Genomic DNA, 14,006 nt, shown 5'->3' with positions numbered 1-14,006 from the left:
CAAGAGAAATGAGACGACGGTGGGCGGTCCCTTCGCGGCGTCGACGGCGCGTCCTCGTGTGGACGCTGGTCGCCGTGCTGGTGGCCGGTCTGGGGCTCGGAGGGGTCGTGATCGTGCAGCACACCTACGCCCTGCGCGAGGAATCCGTCACGGTGCGGCACGGCGGGCGGCTGCTGGACGGCGTCCTCGCACGGCCGCGGAGCGGCGAAGGGCCGTACGGCCTGGTCGTGTTCGTCCACGGCGACGGGCCCGTCGACGCCACGCACGACACCTTCTACCGCCCCCTGTGGGAGGCCTTCGCCGAGGCGGGTTACGCCTCGCTCTCCCTGAGCAAACCGGGTGTCGGCGGCTCGGAAGGTGACTGGCTGGATCAGAGCATGGACGACCGGGCGGACGAGACCCTCGCCGCGATCGCCTGGGCCCGGGCCCGCCCCGACATCGACGGACGGCGCATCGGCCTGTGGGGAGCGAGCCAGGCCGGGTGGGTGCTGCCCAAGGTCGCGGCCCGTGACCGTACCGTGCGGTTCGTCATGGCCGTCTCCCCCGCCGTGGACTGGCAGCAACAGGGCCGCTTCAACCTCCTCGCCGAACTGCGCAGGGACGGCGCGACGCAGGACGAGACCCGAGCCGCGCTGCGACGGCGGGAGACGACGCTGCGACTGCTGCGGCAGGGCGCCACCTTCGAGCGGTACCGCGACACCGTCGGCCGCACCGACGGCATGACGTCCGAGCGCTGGCGGTTCATCGCGAAGAACTTCCGCTCCGACGCGACCGGGGATCTCCGGGCCATGCGCGGCACGCCCACGCTCCTGGTGCTGGCCGGACACGACCTCAACGTCGACGTCGCCGACACCGAGGCCACGTATCGCCGCATCCTCCCGCCCACCGGCCTGACGGTGCGGCACTACCCGGAGGCCACCCACTCACTGCTCGACCACGCCGTCGAGACCTCCGAGCCGCGCCTCACCCTGACCGCAGTCCTCGCCCCACGGCAGCTGTACGCCGACGGATTCCTCGCCGACCAGCGCGCGTTCCTGCGGCGGATCACCGCCCGCGAGGGGGACGGCCTCCCCTCGGGGCACTCCTGATCAGGCGGCGGCCGTAGGACGTGCTCGTGCCGGCGTCCCACGGCCGCCCGCCTGCGGCTCAGGGATTTCCGATCCTTTCGGCGTTGGCGATCATCGCGCGCAGCACTTTGAGCGCGGCCACGTACTCCTCGTCGCTGATTCCCCGGTGGATCTCCGCCCGGAGCTGCGTGGCCAGTTCGCGCAGCCGGACCCTGGCGGCCTCTCCCGCATCGGTGAGACGCAGGACCTGTCCGGCGTCGTCGAGCCGCAGCCAGCCCCGGTGGAGCAACTGGTCGATCACCCGGGGGATTTCGTGCGGCCCGCCCGCCAGAGGGGTCAGTTGCTCGGCCACCTCGTCCCGGCCGGGGGGCGTGGGTCCCGCGGACACCCGGTTGAGGACCCAGTACTGCGGCTGGGTGACGTCGATGCGGGCCATGGCATCCCGCAGGCGCCGGGTGACGGCCTCGTGGACGGCGCCGCTCCAATAGCCGATGGGCTGACCGGCCAGCACGTCGTCCGTGGCGGCCGGATCGGCCGGCGCCTGGTCGGTGATGTTCCCGCTCGACGGTTTCATGATCAGGACGCTACCCGCGCGTGTCCCGTACGGGGAGGGGGTGCCCGGCCAAGGCGTTCCGGTCAGGCCGGGCTCCGGTCCGGGGTGGTCCTCCCGTGGGCGCCGTCTCAGCCCTCCCCCGGGAAGGCGTCGGCGCGCACGTGGGGCATGGGGCCGCTGGACACCCGGTACGGTTCACCGTCGGGCAGGTCCGTGGGGGTGATGCGGACGGTCAGCGGCCCCGCCCATTCGTAGTCCTTGCGCCGGCCGTGACGGGCCAGGGCGTCCGTCAGCTTCTCGCCCACGTCGTCGCAGCCCGCCCGTACGAGCTCGGCGTGCACGTCCGTCGCCAGCTCCACCTCGTAGGCGTTCGGGACGACCACGCGGTTCTCGCTGCACACCACGGCCTCTCGGTCGCACGCCTGTTGCAGTGCGTCGATCAACTCCACGGATCCATGGTCCTGGCCCCCCGGGAAAAGAGCGCTCTGCCACCGCTCCAAGGTCCGTTCCCAACGGGTCAGCTCCGTCCAGGTCATGTGTCCGCCCGTCCCTTCGCGGCCGCCCGCCGTTACCGGCGTCCCCGCAGCCGGCCCAGCAGCCCGCGCGCCTTGGCGCGCGTACGCGGGTCGGCGGCGGCGCGCCGGGCCGACGCGACCGCCCGCTGCCCCTGCGGCGTGCGGGTGAACTCCTTGAGACGCCTGATCAGTCCGGACACGTCGTCCTCCCTCGGGTCGTGTGTACGGACCGCGTACCCGGTCCTGCCGCAACGATGCGCGCGGGCGCACGGGGAGGGAGTTTCGCCGAGCCGCCGGGGCGAGGCCCGCCGTGCCGGATGGTGAGCGCGGTGCGACAGAGGCGGGCGCGAGACGGTGGCGCGGGGGTGCGGCCGGGCGCCCCCTCGGGAGGAGAGCGACGGCACCGGCGTTGTCGGTCCCCGGTGCTAGCTTCGCCACCATGGCAAACCGTTCGTATCTCTACTCCGCCGACTCGATTCCGACCGAGGCGGAGATCCCCCGGCGGATCCGCTGCATATCGGAGCACAACTGGGACGTTCCACTCGCGCACAAGCTCATGGCCGGGCGCGGAACGACGGTCGTCCCGTCCATGATCTGGAACCCCCCGATCGGCATCGCCGCGGACTACGCGGGCGGGGCGGCCCTGCTGCTCGACCTTCTGCGCGTGGTCGGCAAGGGTCTGGAGGACGACGCCGAGTTCGCCGAATGCGTCGCGAGGACCACGGCCCACCTGGACAAGCAGCGGGCGGCGTACTTCGTCCTCGAGACCGGGGAGATCGTCTCGATGACGGACGACGACCCGGCGGCGAGCGTACGGCGTCTGGCGTCCGAGGACATCCCCGACGCCGTCGCCAGGGCCGAGGCGGCCATCGCCGGGCGGGACGAGGACTGGCTGGCCTCGGTCCGGGCCGACTGGCAGAGGCACTTCGCGTCCTTCTACAGCGAAGCGCTCTACTTCTCCTTCCCCGCCTGACGGGTCCCGCGGACCGGTGCGGGGCGCTCCCGGTCCGGTCCTGGCCGTCCTGGACATCCGTCCGCCGTGGGCGGGACCGGGAGCCGGTCCCGCCCACGGCGGCATCGGTCGGGACCGCCGGGGCGCGGCCCGCGGTTCAGCAGGCGCGGATGTAGCGGATGCCGGTCCAGTCACCGTTCGGGTCGCCGTAGGGGGCGCCGGGGGTCGTGAACACGTGCCGCTTGTTCGCGTCGTACATCTTCGCCCGGGTGTCGGCGGACTGGTTGTTGTACCAGGAGCCGCCGGTCCTGGCCGCGATCTGCTGCAGGTAGCAGTCCTTGAACTTGAAGGCCAGGTGCGTGTAGTTCCTGCCCGCGTAGCCGCAGAAGTAGTACTTAGGGCAGTCGCCGGGCGCTGCCATGACGCGGGCTTCCGAACCCTGCCGGCCGGTGGCCGTCCCGGAGGCCTGGACGGTACCGGCCGACGCGGCCATGGCGAGCAGGGCTCCCGTCAGAACGGCGGTGCGACGGAACCGGGCACGGTGGGTGGTGCGCCTCATCGTTTCTCCCTCTGTCCACAGGTCCGTCCGGTGCGATCCCTTCGCCGCACCGGAACGTCGCCCAGGTTTCCCGAAACACCCGCGGACGTCCTTACCGCTCCGCGCCATGTTGTTGGCTCACAGCGCCCTTTCGACCGGCGGTCGCCGGGCGGAATCATCCGCGGAGGGAGTTCTGTGGATCCGACACGAGGCTGGTACGCAGATGGACACGGTCTTCGACAGCGACGCACACCCGCACGGCGAACGGACCCAGGCCTGGGTGGAGGCCACGGCGGCATCGGTGATCCCCACCCGGCTCACGTTTCCCGACGAGAGCACGTTCGGCGCCCGATTACAGACCATGGACCTGGGATCGGCCCGCCTCACCGCACTGTCGTACGCGGCTTTGGGTGCGCGCCGTACTCCCGCGCTGATCAGGCGGTCCGATCCCGAGTTCTACCAGGTGACCCTCATCCGGGCGGGGCGGCACGGCTTCGACCAGGCCGGCCGGCGCAGCCTGGTCACAGCCGGGAATCTCGTCCTGCACGACACCTCGCACCCCTTCGAGGGGATGGTGCCCGCGTCGTCGCCGCGGAGCGAGTCCCTGATGCTGCAGTTTCCCAGGAAGCTCCTGCCCCTGCCCGAGCGGCAGGCCGCACGGCTGCTCGCCGTGCCGCTTCAGGGACGGCAGGGCATGGGGCGGTTGCTCGCCCAGTTCCTGCGGACAGCGGCGGACGAGGAAGCGCCGTACAGCGCCCCCGACCTGGTCCGGCTGGCGGGCACCGCGATCGACCTGGTGGCGGCGGTGCTGGCCCACCACCTCGAACGCGACCGTGATCTGCCGCCGGACTCCCGCCGACGCGCCCTGTTCCTGCGGGTGAGCGAGGACGTCCGACAGCACCTGGGAGAGCCGGACCTCGGACCGGCCCGGCTCGCGGCAACCCACCACATCTCCACCCGGCACCTGCACCGCGTCTTTCAGCAACACGGGACCAGTGTGGCCGCGTTCATCCGGCGGCTTCGGCTGGACCGCTGCCGCCGGGACCTCGCCGATCCCGCCCTGCGGGCCGTGCCCGTCCACGGCATCGCCGCCCGATGGGGCTTTCCCCAGCCCGGCGCCTTCACCCGCCTCTTCCGCAGCGTCACCGGTCTCACCCCCACCGAATACCGTGCCGCCCATCTCCCCCGCGTCACCACCGGCGAGGCGCGGCACGACGCGAGCGGGTGAGCGACCGGCCCGAGGAGGGCCTTCACCGAGGCCGACACCCCGGGAGGCGACCCTCGCCGGCACCCTGGTGACCAGCTCGGATCGCCCGGAGGGGAACACGTACGATCAGGCGGTGAGCACCGTTCCACCGCCCCGTTCCCCCGCCGCCCTCCTGCCCGTGCGGCACCTCACCCGCGTCGAGGACGGCGAGCGGCTGCACAGCCTGCTCTGGCGGGCCGGTGACGGCTGGCGGATGATCAGCAGCGCGGTGCTCGGCGGGGGTCTCGGGGAACGCTTCTGGGTTCTCAACGCGCAGGTGGCGCACGGATATCGGCGTACCGACCCGCACCGGCATCTCGCCGATCTGGCACGGGAGTACGGCGTCGGCGGTCCCGGGGTCGGGCTGATGACGGCCGCCGACGTACGGGCGTACGGGCACGGGAGCGACGGCGGCGTGGAGGCCGTGGCCACCGCGGGACTGGGGGTGCGGGGCTGGGCCGCCGCCCCGCAGGAGGACGGCCTTCCGGCCATGGCTCCCGGGACGATCAACATCGTGGTGGCGCTGCCGGTGGCGCTGACGGACTCCGCCCTGGTCAACGCCGTGGCCACCGCCACCGAAGCGAAGGTGCAGGCGCTGCTCGACGAGGGGTACGACTGCTCCGGGACTCCGACGGACGCGGTGTGCGTCGCCACCCGCACCGCGGACGCGGGCGGCGAACTCCACGCGTTCGCCGGTCCCCGCTCGCTCTGGGGCGCACGCGTGGCCCGCGCCGTCCACCAGGCCGTGCGCGCCGCGGCCGGAGCCTGAGGCGACCGCACGGCGAGGCGGGTACGTGGGTCGTGCCGCGGTGCGCCCCCGTCACGGCCGCCCCGGGGAGCCCCGGCCGGGCGTACGGCCTGACGCGTCCGGCGGGGAGCCGCGCGGCGGTGGTACGGGGGCGGCAGGCCGCCGTACGGGTGACGGGGCCCGCCACCTGCGGCGACGGCCGGCCGCGTCGTACGGCCGCCCTGTTCGGCGTCCGGTACGGCGGCGCTCGTGCCCTCCGCGCGGGGCGGATGAATGTTCCGTCGCGAACCGGGTAGCCCGCCCCTCATGAGCGACGCGCAAGATCCGAGCAAGGACGTCGAGGACTGGGTGACGGGCGACGAGCCCGCCACCGGACCCCAGCTGAGTTATCTGCGGACGCTGGCCCGTGAGGCGGGCGAGGAGGTACCGCCCGAACTCACGAAGGCGGAGGCGTCACGGATGATCGACCGCCTGCAGGGAGCCTCACCCCGTACCGCCGGGGACGGTGACGCGCCGGAGGACGGAGCGGGCCGTGACACCGGCCCGTGAGGGCGACCCCCCGCACAGGCGACACCGAAACGGCGGGAAGGACCGGGCGCCGGCCGACACCGACACCCGGCTCCGCGACGCGGCGAGGGAGGCCTTCGGCTGGCGCGCACTGCGTCCGGAGCAGCTGGCCGCGATGCGGGAGGTCATGGCCGGGCGCGACACCCTCGTCGTGATGCCGACCGGCGCGGGGAAGTCGGCGGTCTACCAGGTGCCCGCACTGCTGCTCGACGGCCCCACCGTCGTCGTCTCCCCGCTGCTCGCACTCCAGCGGGACCAGATCGCCGGACTGCTGGAGCACCGGGCTCCGTCCGCCGTCGCCGTCAATTCGGCCCAGTCGGCACGGCAGACGGACGCGGCCTGGGAGGCGGTGCGCGCCGGGGAGGCCGAGTACCTCTTCCTCTCCCCCGAGCAGCTCGCCAAGGACGAGGTGCTGGAGCGGCTCGCGGCGGTGGCGCCGGCGTTGTTCGTCGTCGACGAGGCGCAGTGCGTCTCCGGGTGGGGGCACGATTTCCGGCCCGACTACCTCCGCCTGGCCCGGGCCGCCGAGCGGCTGGGCCGCCCGCCGGTGCTGGCGCTGACGGCCACGGCGGCTCCCCCGGTGCGGCAGGAGATCGTCGACCGGCTCGGCATGGAGGAGCCCGCCCTCGTCGTCGCCGGGTTCGACCGGCCGAACATCACCCTGCACGTCGTCCGTTTCCAGGACGAGGACGACAAGCGCCGCGCGGTGGTGGAACGCGCGGCCGGTGAGCCGAAGCCGGGGATCGTCTACGCCGGCACCCGCAAGGACACCGAGTGGTACGCCGAGCAGCTGGCGGGCCTCGGCCTGTCGACGGCCGCCTATCACGCCGGCCTGCGCAGCGGTGAGCGGTCGCGGGTGCACGACGCCTTCCTGGACGGGAAGCTCGATGTCGTCGTCGCGACCTCGGCGTTCGGGATGGGCATCGACAAGGAGGACGTGCGCTTCGTCCTGCACGCCTCCGTACCGGGCTCTTTGGACGCGTACTACCAGGAGATCGGACGCGCCGGCCGGGACGGGAAGCCCGCGGTCGCCGTGCTGCACTACCGGCCCGAGGACACCGGCATGCAGAACTTCTTCGCCGCCCGCACCCCCGGCCGTGAGGTGCTGGGCAAGGTCGCCCGGCAGCTGCACGAGCAGGAAGGGCCCCAGGACCTGGACGAGCTGCGGGAGGGAACCGGGCTGTCGCGCAACCGCCTCACCGCCGCCGCCAACCTCCTGGAGGAGTCCGGGGCCGCGCGCGGCGATGCCGAGGGCGCCTTGCTCCCGGCGCCCGGCGTGTCCGCCGACGACGCGGTGGAGCAGGCCGACGAGGCCGCGCAGGCACATCGCAGGCTGGAACGGACGAGGGTCGAGATGGTACGCGCCTACGCCGAGACCACGGGGTGCCGCCGGCGGTTCCTGCTGGGGTACTTCGGCGAGGCTCACGAAGGGGCGTGCGGCAACTGCGACGTGTGCCGGGCGGACGGCGGCGAGGACCTCGCCGTGCCGTCGCCCGTCACGGAGGAGCCGGGAACCGACGGGGCGGAGGAGGACCGGGCGCCGTCGCCGTTCCCCACCGGGGCGCGGGTCCGTCACCCGGAGTGGGGCGACGGAACGGTCCTCACGGAGGAGGGTGACCGGATCACCGTCCTGTTCGACACCATGGGCTACCGCACCCTGTCGTTGCCGGCCGTCGACGAGCACGACCTGTTGTCGGTCCTCGAGCCGCCGCCCGGGTGACGCGGTCCTCCCCCGCCCGGGCGCGCGCTTCGGGCGGGTGCCCAGAGATCCCCTCCCCTGGGATCACGAAGGGGACGGCCCGGCATGATGGGGCCATGGCGATGACGGAACGGCTGGCACAGGCCGCGGCGGACGGGGACGCGGCCTCGGTGGCGGAGTTGCTGAGGGCCGGCGCCGAGGTGGATGCCGCCGGTCATGACGGGCGTACCGCCCTGGACGTCGCCGCGCACGCGGGTCACGCCGAGGCGGTGCGCGTGCTTCTGGCGGCGGGAGCGGACCCGGGACAACGGGCGGGCGAGTACGGCGAATCGACGCCGTTGGGCCTGGCGGCGATGTACGGGCACACCGGCGTCGTGCGGGCCCTGCTCGATGCCGGCGCCCCTACCGGTGCGCAGGGCAGGCTCGGCCAGGTCCCCTTGGTGCTGGCGGTGACCGCCGTGGAGGAGGGCCGCCCGGAGACCGTACGGGTGCTCCTGGACCGCGGCGCGGACATCGACGCGAGGATGAAGGACAGGACCCCCCTGGAGTGGGCCGCCGCGTTCGGGCAGGTGGACATGGTGCGCGAACTGCTCGCCCACGGGGCGCGGGCGACACCGAAGGCGCTGAGCGAGGCCCGTGCGGGCGCCGCGCGGTCCCCGAGCACGGCGGAGAGGTACGCGCTCGTCACCGACGCCCTGCTGGCGGCGGGCGCCGACGTGGACAGCCCTCCGTCCGGCCTGGCCGAGCACGATCCCGCCCGCGCCCGCGCGGAAGCCGGAGCGGCACGGCCTTCCCCGGGCACCGCGTGACCTCGGCGGCGAGACCGCACGCCGGTGAGCGGCGTCCGCCCGGCCGGACGCGGCGCGTCAGGGGTCTCTTGTCGATGAGGCCGGATCAGGGAGCGACGCCCGGTGGTCGGGGCACCGGCCCCGCAGGGCCCATGCCGTGTCCGGAACGTAGCGGTGTCCGCCGTAGGGCAGGGCCCGCGGCGCCGCGAGGCACCCTCTAGGCGGGCAGTTCCCACACGGTGGCCTCGAGGCGGGTGGCGCCTTCCCCGAGCGGCAGGCTGACGACGCGGACGTAGGCCGTGCGGCCGTCGGTGGTCTGCAGGCAGAACCGGTCGCCGCGACGCAGGCTCGGGGACGCTTCGATGGGCGCCCGGTCGAGGGCTTCGACGCACTGCCGCTCGGTGGGTGGCCGGTCGGAGTCCCACCGGGCCAGGGCGTTCTGCCTGCCCGGGAGCAGATCGGGCGTGGCTCCCGGCGCCTTCCTCTCGGTGCGCAGGTCGTCGGTCGCGTCGCGGGTGTCGATCCATCGCTGCGCCCCGGTCGGCGGAACCGTGTCGAGTTCGAAGGAGAGGGCGCTCTGCAGCGTCACCGGGCCGCTGCGCACCTTCGCGGTGTCCTCGGCCGGTTCCTCGTCCCGGTCGCCCTCGGGCCACAGCAGCACTGCGGCCAGCACCGCCGCGCCCACTCCCGCCGCTCCGGCCGCCACCGCGACACGCCGCCGGCCGCTCGCGCGAGCGGTGCCGGTCCGCTCCGTCGCCCGGCCCTCCGCGGTCGGTCCGGGATCGTGCTCCTGAAGGGTCGGGGCATGCCAGGACCGCTCCACCAGCTCGGTGGCCCGCTCGGCGTCGGCACGGTCGTCGCCGACCAGGCGCGCCAGCAGCGCGGGGGCGGACCCGCGCCGGCCGGGATCCTTGTCCAGCGCCTGTTCCACGAGCGGGCGCAGCGTGCCGGTGAGTCCGGAGAGCCGGGGCGGCTCGGTCAGGACCCGCTGGTGGACCGTGTGGACGTCCTCGCCGGGGAACGGCAGCACGCCGGAGGCCGCGTACGCCATGACGCATCCCCAGGCGAAGAGGTCCGCGGCCGGCGTGACCGGGCCGCCGCGCAGGACCTCCGGGGCGATGTAGCCGGGGGTCCCGGAGAGGTGGGTCGGCTGTACGGAGGCGTGCGGCCCGTCGAAGGCGCGGGCGATCCCGAAGTCGATCACCCGCGGCCCCAACGGGGACAGCAGTACGTTCGACGGCTTGAGGTCCCGGTGGACGACCTGGGCGGCGTGGATCGCGGTGAGCGCCGCGGCCGTGCCGACCGCCAGCTGCTCCAGCGCGCCGCCCCGCAAGGGGCCGTTCCCGGCGACCAGATCCTGCAGGGTCGGTCCTTCGACGTACTCGGTGACGACGTACAGCGGGTGCTCGTCCAGCCGCGCGTCGAGCACCGGCGCCGTGCAGAAGGGGCGGACCCTGCGGGCGGCCGTCACCTCGCGGGCGAACGCGCGGGCGAACCGCTCGTCGTCCGCCAGATGAGCGTTGATCACCTTGACCGCGACCAGGTGTGACGCATCGTCCTCGGCCGCGAAGACCGTCCCCATGCCCCCGCTGCCGAGGCGGCCGATCAGGCGGTACGGCCCCAGGCGGGCCGGATCGTTGGGCTGCAGAGCCGCGAACGCGGCGCGGTCGACCACGGTGTCGTCCCCCCTCGACGATGAACGGGACCACTCTAGGAGATCGCCGGCCACCGTCGCGGCCGCGTTCTCCATGTGGAAACCGAGCCTTGACGCCCCGCCCGCCACGGCGAAGGGCATCGAGGAGGTGAGCGCGACAGTCTTCGCCTCTCTCCCCTCCCCCGGCGCAGCCGCCGCGCCCGCAGGTTGGGCCGGTAACCGAGCTCGGGCGCGGGCTGCTTGACGCGCTCCCGCGTCCGCGGATCGACCTTGCCGATGCCGTTGCGGGCGTGCGAGACCGTCGTGCGCGACACTCCGGCGATCCGTGCGACATCAACGATCGTCGGTGGCCGCGAGCCGGGACCGGAGGTGCGCACGGACGGGTACGGCTTGCACGCTGAGGACGGACACCCCGCCTTCGCCGACCGGCCACCGCGCCGCGCCGCCCCGCGGTACCCGAAGGCGTGGCGAGGGCATAACGTGCGGTCTCTCCGGATGGTTCGCGTACGTAGGGGGAGAGAACGTGGCGACGGCAGCACCGATTTCGCTGGTCACCGGCGCCGGTCGGGGGATCGGGCGCGAGACCGCGCGTCAGCTCGCCGTCCTCGGCCACACGGTTCTGCTGTGTGCCCGGCGCCAGGAGGACGCGGAGCGGGCCGTCGCCGACCTGGCCGTCGAGGGACCCGGCAGGACGGTCCCGTATCGGCTGGACGTGACGGACGCCGAGGGGGCCCGGTCCCCCGCCCGCCGGGTGGAGGCGGACTTCGGGCGCCTCGATGTGCTGGTCAACAACGCCGCCGTCGCCTACGACACCGGCCGGCGGGCCGTCTCCGTCGACCTCGACGAGGTCCGGCGCACTCCGGAGACGAACCTCTTCGGCGCCTGGCACACCGCACAGGCGTTCCTGCCGCTGCTGCGCCGCTCGGCCCACGCCCGCGTGGTGAACGTGTCCAGCGGATCGGGGTCACTGGAGCACATGACCGGCGGGGGTCCCGTCGAGCGGGGCGCCGCCGGTGCCGTTTGGGCCGCCACCCTGCCCGACTCCGGACCGACCGGCGGCTTCTTCCGCGACGGTGAGCCGCCGGCCTGGTAGACGGCCCTCTCCGCCCGACCCTCCGGGAGACGCCGGCCCGTGCGCCCTCCTCTGTAGGAACGACGAAACGACAGCGGCGGCCTCAAAGTGGCGGCTGATCACCGAACGGTGGATCCACCCGCGCCTGGACGACGCCGACCGGATCCCCGGCGAGGCGGATCACCTGGTCCTCACCCGTGGCCGACGGGCCTGCCGAACCCCGGCGGCCGGCGGTGACCGAACCGTACGGTCGCCGTGCTTCCTGTCGTCGCGCCGGGACGGGGTCCCCGGCCGGAGACCTGGCCGGTGAGGGCTCGACGGGCGGGCGCGGCGCGGGTCGGCCTACGCAGGCTCGATCCGTACGGCCTTTTCGAGGAGGGTGAACGACTTGGGCGTGCCACCGGGCTGCGGTTTGCCCTCCTTGTGGCCCACGATCCGGTAGCCGGCGTCGACGTAGTACGCCGTCAGCCGCGCGTTGCCCGCCAGGCAGTCGAGACGGACCGACGAGCGGCCCGCCCCGGCCACGCGGCGCTCCGCGGCACGGAGCAGCCGGCGTCCCGTCCCGGGCGGGACGCTTCCGTGGTCCACCATCAGCCGGTGCACATAGCCCGCCGTGGGCGGTTGCGGTCCCCAGGCGTCCTCGTCCTCCCACCAGAGCTCCCAGGCCCCGACCACGCGGTCGCGGGCCTCCGCCAGCCACACCTCTCCGCGCTGCGCGATCCGGCGGAAGTGGTTCTCGTCGAGTTCGCCGGGCTTCCACTGTCCCGTGATCCCGTGGGAGAGCATCCAGCGGGCCGCGTCGTCGCGCAGCCGTACGAGGGCGGCCAGGTCGGCGTCTTCGGCGGGACGGAGGCGTAGATCGTTCACGCCGGGATCTTCGCACAGGCGTCATCCGGACGCGCGGGCGAACGGTTCGGCGGCATGCGCGACTCACCGGGACGGCACCGGAGGAACGCAGCCGCGCGGTACCGAAGTTCACGGCCCGAATCCTCAGGGTGCCCCGAGGGCCGCTGCCCGCCCGTCACGGCAGCGGACGGACGAGCCAGGCCACTTCACCGGCTTCCTCCTCCGTGGTCACGCGGTCCTGCTCGAACCCGAGCTTCTCCAGGACACGGAGGGAGGGGGTGTTCCACGTGGCGACGGTCGCCCAGAGGCGCTTCCGGCCGGTCGCGGCGGCGGCGCCGAGCACCGCGCGGGCCGCCTCGGTGGCGTACCCCTGGCCGTGCACGCGGCGGAAGAGCTCGTACGCGATCTCGGGTTCCTCCAGGGTGGAGCGGCCGGTGATCAGCCCGCAGTACCCGATGAAGTCGCCCTCCTCACGGCGCTGGACGGGCAGCAGGGCGATCCCCGTGGTGCGGGTGGTGGCGAGGAGTTCTCCGATGGCGGTACGGATCCGCTCCACCGGCGGCCTCTCCTTGCCGCGCTCGGCGAGGAGGGCGGAGAACTCCTCGGCGTCCGACGCGGCCCAGGGCCTGAGGATGAGCCGCTCGGTCTCCAGGTGGAACGGCATCGTCTCGTAGGTCGTCATGTCCCCCACCCTGCCCCACCCACCCCGCTCTTCCCCACCTGCCCCTGCCACCTTGGTCGTTCGGGGCCGAGCGGCGCCCGGGACGGGCCGGCGAGGGGCCCTCACGGGGCCGTCTCAGACCGGCAGTTCCGTTCGGAACACCGTCGCCGCCGTGCCGCTGATCGACACGTCCGGTTCACCGGCGGCGGTGGTGCCGACGTCGACCCGGACGTCCCCGGGGCGGCCCATGGCGGCTCCCTGCCGTCCGGTGAAGGACAGACGGCCGCCCGGCGCGGGCACGACGCGGTGCCGGAGCAGGTACGCGCCGAGGGGTCCGTGGCCGTTGCCCGTCACGGGGTCCTCGGGGATGCCGATCGCCGGGGCGAACATCCGGGACCAGGTGAGCAGGCGCGCGTCGCCGGTCGCCCGGGTGAAGACGAAGAAGCCGTTGGTGTCGAGGGCGCGGCTGAGGGCCGTGAGGGCGGCGGGATCCGGCCGGAGGGCGTCCACGACGGCGCGGTCGCGCAGTCCGACCAGGACCTTGGCGTGGCCCGTGGAGACGATCTGGACCGGGCCGTCACCGGAGAGGTCCCCGGGTGCGGCGCCCAGGGCACGCAGCAGCCGTCCGACCTGGGGTCCGTCCAGTTCGGGTCCGAACGCGGCCGTTCCCTGGTGCATGTGGACCCGTACGCGGTCGCCGTCGCGGTCCACACGGATCCGCTGCCGCAGCCCCGTACCCGTCTTCTGCACCAGCGGGCCGGAGGGCAGTCCGTACTCGACGGTGCGGGCGAAGTGGGCGGCGACGGTGGCGTGTCCGCAGGTGGGTACCTCGGTCGTCGGGGTGAAGAACCGTACGCGCACGTCGTGGTCGGGGGCATCGGCGCGCAGGACGAAAGCGGTCTCCGAGTTGTTGAGTTCCCGGGCGACGGCGAGCATCTGCGCGTCGGTGAGACGGTCGGCGGTGAGGACGACGCCGGCCGGGTTGCCGCTGAAGGGAGCGGAGGAGAAGGCGTCGACCTGGTACAGGATGCTCACCGGTCCTCCGTTCCGCGGGCGGGGCGGGCGTCGCCGAGTGGCGGGACGGGGTGGCCGCCGGCCGT

At 73.8% G+C, this 14,006-nt stretch carries 16 protein-coding genes and 1 pseudogene; 8 read left to right on the top strand and 9 right to left on the bottom strand.

Features of this window, described 5'->3' with window-relative positions; genetic code table 11:
* Positions 1 to 56 precede the first annotated feature (56 nt).
* The gene (locus tag ACFY60_RS22870) at positions 57 to 1,088 is read left to right on the top strand and encodes an alpha/beta hydrolase family protein (RefSeq protein ID WP_388613158.1); all 1,032 of its coding nucleotides are present in this window, start codon (positions 57 to 59) and stop codon (positions 1,086 to 1,088) included.
* A 58-nt stretch (positions 1,089 to 1,146) separates the two neighbouring features.
* On the opposite strand, the gene ACFY60_RS22865 is transcribed toward ACFY60_RS22870, so the two are convergent.
* The 3 genes from ACFY60_RS22865 to ACFY60_RS22855 all read right to left on the bottom strand — a co-directional run bounded on the left by ACFY60_RS22865 (position 1,147) and on the right by ACFY60_RS22855 (position 2,335).
* Complete coding sequence (locus ACFY60_RS22865) at positions 1,147 to 1,641, bottom strand: MarR family winged helix-turn-helix transcriptional regulator (RefSeq protein WP_388613159.1); 495 nt, start codon at positions 1,639 to 1,641, stop codon at positions 1,147 to 1,149.
* A 107-nt stretch (positions 1,642 to 1,748) separates the two neighbouring features.
* On the bottom strand, positions 1,749 to 2,156 hold the full coding sequence (locus ACFY60_RS22860; RefSeq protein WP_388613161.1) for a DUF3662 domain-containing protein: 408 nt from the start codon (positions 2,154 to 2,156) through the stop codon (positions 1,749 to 1,751).
* A gap of 32 nt (positions 2,157 to 2,188) precedes the next feature.
* Positions 2,189 to 2,335 carry a hypothetical protein gene (locus ACFY60_RS22855; RefSeq protein ID WP_388613163.1) on the bottom strand — a complete coding sequence of 49 codons (147 nt, stop codon included), beginning with the start codon at positions 2,333 to 2,335 and terminating at the stop codon, positions 2,189 to 2,191.
* 239 nt (positions 2,336 to 2,574) lie between these two features.
* Between ACFY60_RS22855 and ACFY60_RS22850 the strand changes: the two genes are divergently transcribed.
* Positions 2,575 to 3,108: a hypothetical protein gene (locus ACFY60_RS22850; RefSeq protein ID WP_388613164.1), complete on the top strand. Its 534-nt coding sequence runs from the start codon at positions 2,575 to 2,577 to the stop codon at positions 3,106 to 3,108.
* A 136-nt stretch (positions 3,109 to 3,244) separates the two neighbouring features.
* Here ACFY60_RS22850 and ACFY60_RS22845 read toward each other — a convergent pair whose 3' ends face one another.
* On the bottom strand, positions 3,245 to 3,646 hold the full coding sequence (locus tag ACFY60_RS22845; protein WP_388613165.1) for a hypothetical protein: 402 nt from the start codon (positions 3,644 to 3,646) through the stop codon (positions 3,245 to 3,247).
* Between the two features lie 202 nt (positions 3,647 to 3,848).
* Between ACFY60_RS22845 and ACFY60_RS22840 the strand changes: the two genes are divergently transcribed.
* The 5 genes from ACFY60_RS22840 to ACFY60_RS22820 all read left to right on the top strand — a co-directional run bounded on the left by ACFY60_RS22840 (position 3,849) and on the right by ACFY60_RS22820 (position 8,694).
* On the top strand, positions 3,849 to 4,853 hold the full coding sequence (locus ACFY60_RS22840; RefSeq protein WP_388613167.1) for a helix-turn-helix domain-containing protein: 1,005 nt from the start codon (positions 3,849 to 3,851) through the stop codon (positions 4,851 to 4,853).
* Between the two features lie 112 nt (positions 4,854 to 4,965).
* A complete protein-coding gene (locus ACFY60_RS22835) occupies positions 4,966 to 5,640 on the top strand; it encodes an adenosylcobinamide amidohydrolase (RefSeq protein WP_388613169.1) in 675 nt (224 codons plus the stop codon).
* Positions 5,641 to 5,925: 285 nt separating this feature from the next.
* Positions 5,926 to 6,168, top strand: coding sequence for a DUF3072 domain-containing protein (locus ACFY60_RS22830; protein WP_388613170.1), 243 nt, complete (start codon positions 5,926 to 5,928; stop codon positions 6,166 to 6,168).
* Between the two features lie 133 nt (positions 6,169 to 6,301).
* Positions 6,302 to 7,906, top strand: coding sequence for a RecQ family ATP-dependent DNA helicase (locus tag ACFY60_RS22825; RefSeq protein ID WP_388613500.1), 1,605 nt, complete (start codon positions 6,302 to 6,304; stop codon positions 7,904 to 7,906).
* A 95-nt stretch (positions 7,907 to 8,001) separates the two neighbouring features.
* Complete coding sequence (locus ACFY60_RS22820) at positions 8,002 to 8,694, top strand: ankyrin repeat domain-containing protein (RefSeq protein WP_388613172.1); 693 nt, start codon at positions 8,002 to 8,004, stop codon at positions 8,692 to 8,694.
* Positions 8,695 to 8,890: 196 nt separating this feature from the next.
* Here ACFY60_RS22820 and ACFY60_RS22815 read toward each other — a convergent pair whose 3' ends face one another.
* Together ACFY60_RS22815 and ACFY60_RS22810 are read right to left on the bottom strand one after the other, a co-directional pair.
* Positions 8,891 to 10,348 (bottom strand): protein kinase, encoded by a 1,458-nt coding sequence (locus ACFY60_RS22815; protein WP_388613502.1) that lies wholly within the window; start codon positions 10,346 to 10,348, stop codon positions 8,891 to 8,893.
* 36 nt (positions 10,349 to 10,384) lie between these two features.
* Positions 10,385 to 10,704: pseudogene (locus ACFY60_RS22810) on the bottom strand (LacI family DNA-binding transcriptional regulator); the annotation flags it as partial.
* Positions 10,705 to 10,850: 146 nt separating this feature from the next.
* Here ACFY60_RS22810 and ACFY60_RS22805 point away from each other — a divergent pair.
* Positions 10,851 to 11,420, top strand: a complete 570-nt coding sequence (locus tag ACFY60_RS22805) for an SDR family NAD(P)-dependent oxidoreductase (RefSeq protein ID WP_388613174.1) — start codon at positions 10,851 to 10,853, stop codon at positions 11,418 to 11,420.
* A 321-nt stretch (positions 11,421 to 11,741) separates the two neighbouring features.
* On the opposite strand, the gene ACFY60_RS22800 is transcribed toward ACFY60_RS22805, so the two are convergent.
* The 3 genes from ACFY60_RS22800 to ACFY60_RS22790 all read right to left on the bottom strand — a co-directional run bounded on the left by ACFY60_RS22800 (position 11,742) and on the right by ACFY60_RS22790 (position 13,941).
* Positions 11,742 to 12,266 (bottom strand): GNAT family N-acetyltransferase, encoded by a 525-nt coding sequence (locus ACFY60_RS22800; RefSeq protein ID WP_388613178.1) that lies wholly within the window; start codon positions 12,264 to 12,266, stop codon positions 11,742 to 11,744.
* Positions 12,267 to 12,420: 154 nt separating this feature from the next.
* Positions 12,421 to 12,927, bottom strand: a complete 507-nt coding sequence (locus ACFY60_RS22795) for a GNAT family N-acetyltransferase (RefSeq protein ID WP_388613180.1) — start codon at positions 12,925 to 12,927, stop codon at positions 12,421 to 12,423.
* 114 nt (positions 12,928 to 13,041) lie between these two features.
* Positions 13,042 to 13,941: a PhzF family phenazine biosynthesis isomerase gene (locus ACFY60_RS22790; RefSeq protein WP_388613182.1), complete on the bottom strand. Its 900-nt coding sequence runs from the start codon at positions 13,939 to 13,941 to the stop codon at positions 13,042 to 13,044.
* Positions 13,942 to 14,006 lie beyond the last annotated feature (65 nt).

The organism is Streptomyces sp. NPDC012827 (assembly GCF_042900905.1).
In the GTDB taxonomy this organism is placed as follows: domain Bacteria; phylum Actinomycetota; class Actinomycetes; order Streptomycetales; family Streptomycetaceae; genus Streptomyces; species Streptomyces gulbargensis.
This window is presented reverse-complemented; position numbering and strand designations above follow the sequence as displayed.

Coding starts and splice junctions, on each gene's coding strand:
- ACFY60_RS22865 (WP_388613159.1), bottom strand. CDS start 1,641: ATGAAACCGTCGAGCGGGAACATCACCGACCAGGCGCCGGCCGATCCG.
- ACFY60_RS22860 (WP_388613161.1), bottom strand. CDS start 2,156: ATGACCTGGACGGAGCTGACCCGTTGGGAACGGACCTTGGAGCGGTGG.
- ACFY60_RS22850 (WP_388613164.1), top strand. CDS start 2,575: ATGGCAAACCGTTCGTATCTCTACTCCGCCGACTCGATTCCGACCGAG.
- ACFY60_RS22845 (WP_388613165.1), bottom strand. CDS start 3,646: ATGAGGCGCACCACCCACCGTGCCCGGTTCCGTCGCACCGCCGTTCTG.
- ACFY60_RS22840 (WP_388613167.1), top strand. CDS start 3,849: ATGGACACGGTCTTCGACAGCGACGCACACCCGCACGGCGAACGGACC.
- ACFY60_RS22830 (WP_388613170.1), top strand. CDS start 5,926: ATGAGCGACGCGCAAGATCCGAGCAAGGACGTCGAGGACTGGGTGACG.
- ACFY60_RS22825 (WP_388613500.1), top strand. CDS start 6,302: ATGCGGGAGGTCATGGCCGGGCGCGACACCCTCGTCGTGATGCCGACC.
- ACFY60_RS22820 (WP_388613172.1), top strand. CDS start 8,002: ATGGCGATGACGGAACGGCTGGCACAGGCCGCGGCGGACGGGGACGCG.
- ACFY60_RS22795 (WP_388613180.1), bottom strand. CDS start 12,927: ATGACGACCTACGAGACGATGCCGTTCCACCTGGAGACCGAGCGGCTC.